Raw genomic sequence first — 8,510 nt, forward strand, 5'->3', positions numbered from 1 at the left:
TTTATTTCACTGCCTTGCTGATTGAACTTCGCTGAAATGTCAACACAACCTAGATTCACGTCCTTAAAAAACTGTTAAACAAGCCTTTGGCCATACCCACCCCAACTTCAGTAGACTAGATGCTCTAACTTGAGCGGGTCAAACTTATCGAATCGCCTCGTTTAGCGCATAGCAAATTGGGGCTGGATGTGGCAAAGTGAGTTCAGCAAATGCGTCGATTTTTTGAACTTGGCATTTTCTGACTTGGCATACTACTGTCGAATTCGGATTGATGTGTCTGAAAAGGGATGCCTGCGGCAACGCTTCGCAACGGGGGATGAAAGAACGATTATCCTAACTTCATCCCTTACGGGACAAAGCAATAGTTTAGCCACACTTCAAGTTGCAAGAACGCTGTGCTGTTATAAGGCAAATTAATCAGCAATCTACTCTAGGCAATCTACTCCAGGCAATCTACTGTGCAGATGAGTTACCAAGAGCTTTTAGACCAAGCGCAGCACGCATCTCAGATTGAAGATTGGGCACTTCTAAACCAATGCTTGCAACAACTGTTGCTGGGCGAAGAAACCCCCACTGCCCAAGGCTCCTGCTTTACCGATTCTCAAACCGCTAGTCTTCTTGACCTGGTGTTTCAAGTTCTGAAGTTTGGTAGCTTTCAAGAGCGCTGGGAGATTGTCAAACTGTTTCCGGCATTTAGCATGAATGCTGGCGATTCGCAGGTTCCGAAGGTGATTGCGCCTCTCATTGATCTTCTTCAAGACGAAGACGCTGATCCTGACGCGCAATGGTTTGCAGTTCGCGCTTTGGGCGAGTTTAACCATTCACAGGTCATTATCGCTCTCATTGAAGTGCTAAAAACTTCTGACAATGAGGAACTCAAGGGGATGGCTGTAACCGCGCTTGCTCAGATTGGAAAACCGACCATTCCAGTGTTGGCGGAGTTGCTGAGTGACGATTCGACTCGCTTATTCGCCGTTCAAACCTTGGGGCACATTCGCCACTCTGAAACCGTTCCAGTCTTGCTAGGTATGGTGAACGATGCGGACGCGCAAGTTAGAGCGATCGCAGTCGAATCTCTGGGCAGTTTCCATTCGCCGCAGATTACAAACGCATTAGTCCAAGCGCTGAGCGATCTCGCGGCTCCCGTTCGACGAGCCGCCGTGTCTGCTTTAGGATTTTGTACGCCCGACGACATGGGTGACATAGACGTGGTGGCACATCTGCATCCTCTCTTGCGAGATTTGAATATCGAGGTGTGTTGTCAAAGCGCGATCGCACTGAGTCGGATCGGAACGGTAGAAGCAATCGAAGCGCTATCTGATGTCTTGCGATCGCCTCACACCCCGGAACGCTTATCGATTGAGATTACTCGTGCGTTGGTTTGGACTAATCAACTAGAAGCCTTAAACCAGATTCGTCAAGCATTAAGCGGGCTTGCACTGCCGGATGGAGTCCGGCTCGAGATGGTGACAGCATTAGGACGCCTTGACGATACCGTTCTCAAAGGTCTAGCAACGCAAATCTTACTTGATGTCTTAAATCAAAATTCTATTGCGACAACTGCAACCGCACGACAAGCGATCGCGCTGTCCTTGGGTCAGCTCAGCGATCCGTGTGCCATTAATCCGCTCATTCATCTCCTGGCTGATCCTGATATTGGCGTTCAACTGCATGTTATTTCTGCGCTCAAAATGATCAATCCAACAGTAGCTCACCAAGCGTTAGCAGATCTTTCTAAGACAGCACTGCCAGCAGAATTGAGGGAAGGGGTTGCGATCGCGCTTCAAGAATGGAATATTCATTCCGCTTAATTAAAGATTGGATGTACAATTAGCTCCACTCTAGAGGAAACGGTACTGTCAAGTTTCAACGAATTGTAGCGAGTGAATCAGCAATGCCCGACAAATCACAAACTGCAAATCGTCTTGTATCTATTCTTACTAAAGTGTGAATCTAAATCCGTTACAGTCACTGAAAAGGTGATTTTCATAACACATGCGATTAGAGCAGGTGCAGGCGTTTTTGGCCGTGGCGGATACGGGCAGCTTTCAGCAAGCCGCTCGAACGTGCAACGTGACTCAATCCACAATCAGTCGTCAGGTTCAAGGACTGGAAACTGAATTAGGATTGCCACTATTGCATCGCACCGCTCAAGCAAAATTAACCATTGCGGGAGAGCAATTTCTGCCTCGCGCTCGCCGGATTTGGCAAGAGTGGCAAAACGCCAACCGCGAACTCGAAGAGCTGCGCCTTGGTAAGCAGCCCGAATTGTGCATTGCTGCCATTCATTCAGTGTGCGCGTTTCATTTACCACCCATCCTGCAACGCTTCTGTCAAGAACATCCAGAGGTTCAACTGCGCGTCACATCGTTGGGCAGCGATCGCGCCCTCAAAGTTCTTAAAGATGGCTTAGTTGATGTCGCGATCGTCATGAACAATCGCTTTCTTACAACCAGTCCAGACCTGGTGGTGGATCAGCTTTACGACGAACCCGTCCGCGTGTTGATGTCAGCCGATCACCCCCTCACCAAGTTTGCTCAAGTACCGTGGTCAGAACTGGTGAAGTATCCCCAAGTGGTCTTCAAAGACGGCTACGGAATGCAGCGTTTAGTCCAAGAACAATTCCAACGGCAAGGCGCAGATCTCAAAGCGGTGCTCGAACTCAATACCCTCGATGCCTTTCGCGGGATTGTCAGACAAGGAGAACTGATTGCCCTTCTTCCCCAAGGGGCCATTCAGGATGTCCAGCACGACCCCACCTTGGCAATGCGTCCAACCAGCGATCCCTCACTGATTCGGCAGGTTGTTCTCGTCACAACGCAAGATCGGCTGCTGATTCCGCCGATTCGCCGCTTTAGAGCGCTGGTGCAAGATGTGATGGCCGCTCAAGGCTTTTTGTCAGAAAACTATCAAACCTTGTCATCAACTGCTCTTGCAGAACTTTAGGGAGTGGCCTGATCCGCTATACTGACGGATCCTATATTTGTACTGTTGGCAGAGCAATTGGCTCTGCTAAACTTCAAAGGATCGCGGGGCAAACTATGAGCCAGGCATTTCGAGAACTACTTAAAAAAGTCGGGAGTGGCCCCCACACCAGCGAAGACTTAACCCGTGCCGAATCAGCGGCTGCCACTCGCATGATGCTGCTGCAAGAAGCCACTCCTGCTCAAATTGGCGCGTTTATGATTGCTCACCGGATCAAGCGCCCTACCGGAGAAGAATTGGCAGGTATGCTAGATGCCTATGAAGAATTAGGACCTAGACTGCAATCGATTGAATCTGCCTATCCTGTAACCGTGATGTGCATTCCTTATGATGGGCGATCGCGGACCGCGCCGACCAGCCCGCTGACGGCTCTCGTCTTGGCTGCCGCAGGCGTTCCCGTGGTTCAACACGGCGGCGATCGCATGCCCACGAAAGAAGGTGTGCCCCTGATTGATCTTTGGCAGGGCTTAGGCGTCCGGTGGGAACAGTTAACCCTAGAGCAAGTTCACCAAGTGCTCCAAACCGTTCAACTCGGCTTTGTCTACCTGCCGACTCATTTTCCGTTAGCTCAAGGCTTGGTGACTTACCGGGAGGAAATTGGCAAACGTCCTCCCTTTGCAACGCTAGAACTGATGTGGTCGCCCTACGCTGGTGATGCTCATTTGGTGTGTGGATTTGTGCATCCGCCCACTGAGAAGATGTTCCAAGATGCCTTTGCGATGCGCGGAACAGAACGCTTCACGACAGTGAAAGGATTAGAAGGCAGTTGTGATTTACCGCGCGATCGCACGGCTATTATTGGCAACAAAAAGCCTCACTCTGAGTTCGATCGCCTACACTTAGTGCCTCGCGAGTCTGGTTTCGCTGCGAAAGAACTGCCGCTCACGCCAACTCCCGACCTGATTTCTCAAATAATCTCCGTTCTGCGGGGCGATCCCTCAGACTTTCAACAAGCTGCCCTTTGGAACAGCGGATTCTACCTTTGGCAGTGTGGCGTTTGCCCTAATTTAGAAACCGGATTCTCCACAGCAGCAGACCTATTGAGCCAAGGTATCGTGGCTCAGAAACTCAAGCAAGTGATTGCAACGGTAGATGCACTGGGTTCAGTGAAAGTGTGATGAGCGCACGGCAATCACTACACAGGCACAATCATGCCTTCTCGCGCCAAGATGCTGTTGGAATAGGCGGTTTGGACTTCTGCTTCAACGGCATCTAAGAAATCATCATCATGGTTCGGGTCGTGATGAAACATGATTACCTTCTTCACTCCTGCTGCTTCCACCACTTTTAAGGCGTGCTGCCAAGTCGAGTGTCCCCAGCCTTCTTTAGACGCCTTCGGATCGTAGTATTCGTCGTCGGTGTAGCAAGCATCGTAAATCAACACGTCCGCGTTGCGAGAGAGATGCACGACATCTTCATCAATGCGATCGGGATAATGCTCGGTATCTGTAGCATAGACAACGGTCTTTCCTTGCCACGTCACTCGGTATCCGAGCGCCGTGTTGGGATGATTCAATGGGCCTGTTTCGATCTCGATGTCATCCAATTGAACGGTATCTCCCGGCATTAAATCAGTGAACTTCATCTCCGACTGCATCACTTGCATGGGAACCGGAAAATTAGGATGATGCATCTGATCGCTCAGTCGTTGCTTCATGCCTGCTCCGGTCGGTGCGATGCCACCATAAATGTGGAAGCGATTGCCTGGAATGAACGCTGGCACAAAAAATGGAAAGCCTTGAATGTGATCCCAATGGGAGTGGGAGAAAAACATGTACGCTTCAACCGGCATTTGCTTGAGCAATTGCTTACCCAAAACTCGCAATCCGGTTCCTGCATCGAAAATCAGGCGTTTTCCACCGACCCGCATTTCGACACAGGAGGTATTGCCGCCGTAACGTACCGTATCGCTACCAGGGACAGCAATACTTCCTCGGACGCCCCAAAATTGAATCAAAAAGTCTGAAATTTGGGTCATATCTAACTCTAAGCTGGTTTCAGGCGTTTACTGAATTGACGAATAGGGTTCGGGAGGGTGGCATTAGCATCGAATGCCTTATCCCTAAACAGAATAGATGATGTGCCATGAATTGCCAGCGATTAGCGCAGAGCGCAACTCCTCAAAGGAAACGCGGCTAACGCACGGCGTTGTTAGCCTTTATGCTACCCATTTCGGTTTGATCGATACCAATAATAGTTGTATTTTTCTACATAAAAATAAGGCCTGGGAGTAACCCCAAGCCTTTTCGGTTTGCTATGGATTGAAGTCTAGTTAACTGCTTTGATGCATTGTTCAACGAGAGGCATGACTTTATCTACGTCTTGCCAACCTAAAATTTCAGTGACTTTCTTCTCAAGATTTTTGTAGCTTCTGAAGAATTCAGCGATTTCCTCTAAGCGATGAGGGGCAACGTCATTGAGCGACTTCACATTGACGTAGCGAGGATCTTTGTCTGGCACACACAGAATTTTTTCGTCGCGATCGCCGCCATCAATCATTTCCAGCATACCAATCGGACGCGCTGCAATGATACAGCCTGGAAACGTGGGTTGATCCATGAGCACCATGCCATCTAGCGGATCGCCGTCATCTGCTAACGTATTCGGCACAAAGCCGTAGTCATAAGGATATTGCACCGATGAATACAGAACGCGATCGAGGGCGAAGGCGTTCATATCTTTATCAAATTCGTACTTATTCTTACTCCCTGCGGGAATTTCAATCAAAACATTGATCAGGTTTGGTTTTGGTTGAGCAGGAATGCGAGATAAATCCACTGCGGTTCTCCAAGCGAAATTTTCGTGGTCTGGTAAAGCATTGTAGGGGAAGAGGGCAAGCCTAATGCTTTGTCCTAAAATTTATTTCAGGGGAATCAGGCTGTCGATCGCTAAAACTATGACAATTCTGAACGCAAAAGACCTAACGCTGCTAGAAGTTCACCAGCTATTACCGATAGAACGACGATTTGAAGGGCTTGCTTTCACGTCGTTACTCAACTTGGAGCCGCTAACAGAATTTGAACAGCGAGAAGTGGCTCAAATCTCGCGGGACTTTCAAGATTACTTAAGTTTAGGAAAGGTTTCAGAAGGACAAGTCAAGCTATTAGCGTTGGCTCCCTTGCTACGATTAGCAGGCTTTTATCAGCAACCGATCAAACTATCGTTAGAACAGGACATTGCTGAAATCATCACGGAAGATGAGGATGTCCAAATTAGAGGACGCCTAGATATCCTTGCCGCCGATCGCTCTAATAGTGCGGCTCCGTTCTTCTGGATGCTGGTAATCGAATCTAAAAACAGCACGGTTGAATCGCTAGCCGGTTTACCCCAATTGCTGACTTATGCCTACACAAGTTTGCAGAGGCAAGACACCGTTTGGGGATTAACGACTAACGGAATTGGCTATTGGTTCATTTATCTGCAAGCTGGCAGCCCCGTAATTTATCAAATTTTGCCAGAAGTGAATTTGATCAATCTGGAGCGGGCTGAGCAGTTGTTTCAAGTTCTTAAAGCCCTCGCGCGATCGACATAACGCGCAACGTTGTAGAAATTGCAATCAACAAAACCCCTCACTTCTGGCTGGAGAAGTGAGGGGTAACTTTAGGAGAGAGATAGTCTTATCTAAAATTAGCGTCTACGCATCGGGTAAACCATTGCTGGAGTAGGCGTCGGACACAGTGAAAGCGGGGACGCGATCGCTAAAGTCAATTTTCTTTCCAGTAATGGATTGGGAAAGCTTCTCAAATGACTCAGACCGCCAGTTACGCTCATGAATTGGCTTAGACTGCTCACCTAAAAAGTAGGTCAAAGAACCAATTAGGGCAACGGCGACCCAACCGACCACAAAAAGGGCTGTAAGAATAACTAGCATTGACGCCTCCTGTAACAGTTCATTTAGTTATGTAAATTAATGTAACAGAACCTTGTTAAAAAAGCAAGTTTCTCCTAGCAAGCCGCGATTACCTTAAGAGCGCAATCTTTCCGGAACTGTGAGTAACGCTCGGAAATGTACTCCTGTATCTCTTTAAGCTCCCGGTCTCGATTGGGATAGCTAAAAATATAGTTTTTACGATCACAGCTAAGCATTGCCTGAAAAAGGAGCGTCATGACATCAGCACAAACCGGGGCAGCATCTGTTGTTGCAGGTGCATTGGCAGGAGCAGGATTTTCGAGTGCGATCGGTGGCATCGGAATAGCAGGTGGTGGAACTGCGATCGGTGTTGGGTCAACTGCCTTTGTGGGAGCGGGTGCGATCGCAGGTGCAGCCGGATATGGAGCTTATCGAGGAATCGTTGACGCTGATCCAATGGCGCTGACGGCGATGGGAGTAGGCGCACTCGGAGGAGCAAGCTTCTCTGCAACGTTTGGCGGAATTGGACTTGTCGGCAGCTTTGGTGGAGTTGGACTGGGCATCGGAGCGATGAGCACGGTTGGAGGAGTAGTTGGACTCGGCATCTATAGCGCAATCAAAATGCTGGACGGAGGTAGCCCTGAACTTGCATTTCAAGCGTTTTCTCGAATGGAAGCGAGAATTAACAACGATTTTTTCTATCAATCAGCTTACACTGACGCTTTGTTGGAGTTAACGTTTGCAGAAGATGACCTCATTCATCGCTTCAAAAACTTTGATGTTGATGGTGAATTGCAAAGACTGAAAGCAGAAGTGCAGAGACAAAAACGACAGAAACGCACATTAACGATTGGTAGATCATCTTCTGCTCAGGTTAGTGCTGCTAAAGATAGTTGGATAGAGGTCGATACACTCCACCATCACTCAGAGGCCGTGAATGCGATCGCGTTTAGTCCGGATGGTCAAACCGTATTCACTGGCAGCGACGATCGGACGATTGTCTGGTGGGATTTGCACACAGGCAGACAACTTTACACATTTTTATTGGCTAAGCCAGTTTTGGCTCTTGCCATTAGTCCCAACGGTCAAACGTTAGTAGCAGGTGGCTTAGATCAAACCGTCACGAGTTGGAAACTGACGACCAAATTGCTCTCCCATATTTTTACGGGTATGGGGCTATCGTCTAGCCATTCAGGTTTTGTCAGTTCCCTTGCCTTTAGTTCGGATGGAATGATAGCAAGCAGCAGTGCCGATAAGTTGATTCGTTTGTGGCACACCGACGTTGGAATTCTAAAACGGACTCTCAACGGTCATACAGATACCGTTTTTGCGATCGCAATCAGTCCTTGCGGAAAACGACTTGTTAGTGGAAGTGCCGATCGCACCATCCGAATTTGGAACTTAGAAGGATGGGCATCGCCTCAAGTTCTTACAGGGCACACGGGATGGGTAAATTCTGTCCTTATTACTCCCGATGGAAAGACGCTCATCAGCGGCAGTTCAGATGCAACCATCAAACTATGGGATCTTCGCGATGGCAAGCTCTATCAAACTCTCAACGGGCACTTAAAATCTGTTACTTCACTGGCATTAAGTCCTGATGGAAGCATGTTAGCTAGTAGTAAGTAGCTAGGCGGAATTAAACTTAAAACGTTCTAGGGCGTAGCCCATTGCT

8 protein-coding genes are annotated in these 8,510 nt (G+C 48.5%); 5 read left to right on the top strand and 3 right to left on the bottom strand.

Annotation, left to right across the window (positions count from 1 at the left end; genetic code table 11):
• Positions 1-464 precede the first annotated feature (464 nt).
• The 3 genes from AC5JLB_RS09935 (at position 465) to AC5JLB_RS09945 (ending at position 4,103) form a co-directional block, all read left to right on the top strand.
• Positions 465-1,811, top strand: a complete 1,347-nt coding sequence (locus AC5JLB_RS09935; RefSeq protein WP_495873673.1) for a HEAT repeat domain-containing protein — start codon at positions 465-467, stop codon at positions 1,809-1,811.
• Positions 1,812-1,995: 184 nt separating this feature from the next.
• Complete coding sequence (locus AC5JLB_RS09940) at positions 1,996-2,946, top strand: LysR family transcriptional regulator (protein WP_495873674.1); 951 nt, start codon at positions 1,996-1,998, stop codon at positions 2,944-2,946.
• A 95-nt stretch (positions 2,947-3,041) separates the two neighbouring features.
• Complete coding sequence (locus AC5JLB_RS09945; RefSeq protein WP_495873675.1) at positions 3,042-4,103, top strand: anthranilate phosphoribosyltransferase family protein; 1,062 nt, start codon at positions 3,042-3,044, stop codon at positions 4,101-4,103.
• A 17-nt stretch (positions 4,104-4,120) separates the two neighbouring features.
• Here the strand turns inward: AC5JLB_RS09945 and AC5JLB_RS09950 are convergent, their stop codons facing one another.
• Both AC5JLB_RS09950 and AC5JLB_RS09955 read right to left on the bottom strand, forming a co-directional pair.
• A complete protein-coding gene (locus AC5JLB_RS09950) occupies positions 4,121-4,963 on the bottom strand; it encodes an MBL fold metallo-hydrolase (protein ID WP_495873676.1) in 843 nt (280 codons plus the stop codon).
• 290 nt (positions 4,964-5,253) lie between these two features.
• Entirely contained in the window at positions 5,254-5,763 is a 510-nt protein-coding gene (locus tag AC5JLB_RS09955) for an inorganic diphosphatase (protein WP_495873677.1), read from the bottom strand.
• 118 nt (positions 5,764-5,881) lie between these two features.
• On the opposite strand from AC5JLB_RS09955, the gene AC5JLB_RS09960 reads away from it, so the two are divergent.
• On the top strand, positions 5,882-6,517 hold the full coding sequence (locus AC5JLB_RS09960; RefSeq protein WP_495873678.1) for a hypothetical protein: 636 nt from the start codon (positions 5,882-5,884) through the stop codon (positions 6,515-6,517).
• Between the two features lie 102 nt (positions 6,518-6,619).
• Here AC5JLB_RS09960 and AC5JLB_RS09965 read toward each other — a convergent pair whose 3' ends face one another.
• On the bottom strand, positions 6,620-6,856 hold the full coding sequence (locus AC5JLB_RS09965; RefSeq protein WP_495873679.1) for a photosystem II protein, Psb35-related: 237 nt from the start codon (positions 6,854-6,856) through the stop codon (positions 6,620-6,622).
• 234 nt (positions 6,857-7,090) lie between these two features.
• Here AC5JLB_RS09965 and AC5JLB_RS09970 point away from each other — a divergent pair, with 234 nt between their 5' ends.
• The gene (locus AC5JLB_RS09970; protein ID WP_495873680.1) at positions 7,091-8,464 is read left to right on the top strand and encodes a hypothetical protein; all 1,374 of its coding nucleotides are present in this window, start codon (positions 7,091-7,093) and stop codon (positions 8,462-8,464) included.
• Positions 8,465-8,510 lie beyond the last annotated feature (46 nt).

The organism is Myxacorys chilensis (assembly GCF_059505265.1).